This is a genomic window from Oceanisphaera ostreae (genome assembly GCF_042676125.1).
Lineage (GTDB): Bacteria > Pseudomonadota > Gammaproteobacteria > Enterobacterales > Aeromonadaceae > Oceanimonas > Oceanimonas ostreae.
The window spans coordinates 1-545 of sequence record NZ_JBHTJS010000027.1 but is presented as its reverse complement, the minus strand read 5'-3'; the positions used below and the strand labels follow the sequence as shown (position 1 = coordinate 545).

The following is a 545-nucleotide window of genomic DNA, read 5'->3' as shown; positions in this document are numbered from 1 at the left end:
TACCTTAACTCAACGTCTGTTGAGTGTTCACACAGTTTGCTTGATATGAGTAGAGCGCTTTTGATAGAAGCGTTTTTTCTTATGTGTTTCACATTAAGAAAAATTAGATTCCTAGGGAGTCTAACTTCGTTTCTATCAAACAGGATTTGAGAATCCAAAGCTAAAACTATTTTAGCTTTGATTTCTAACGAAATCTGCTCTTTAACAATCTGGAAAGCTGATAGAAATAATTTGTAGTTCTTGATACGCAAGTGTCTTAGAAATTCTTGGCGAAATAAGTTGTAAGCATCAGTCACTGATGCGTTATAACCCCGCTTAGAGAATTGTTTTTATACTGTCTAAAGGTCGCTTTATAAAGTGGGCTTTTAGACGCGCGTTAGCAACGCGAGTTCGAGGCGCGAACTTGAATGAGTGCTTGAGCATAGTTTTCTATGTGATAGCACGAGTGAGAGTCGCAACGAAGAAATCGCTAAGCAAACGCCGTATAAAACACACTTCTTGGGGTTGTATGGTTAAGTGACTAAGCGTACACGGTGGATGCCTTG

General features: G+C 39.1%; 1 protein-coding gene. It reads right to left on the bottom strand.

Going from position 1 to position 545, the window contains the following annotated elements:
• Positions 1-296: hypothetical protein (locus tag ACFQ1C_RS06720; protein WP_379557833.1), on the bottom strand; the 296-nt coding region annotated here is incomplete at its 3' end.
• Positions 297-545: the final 249 nt, after the last annotated feature.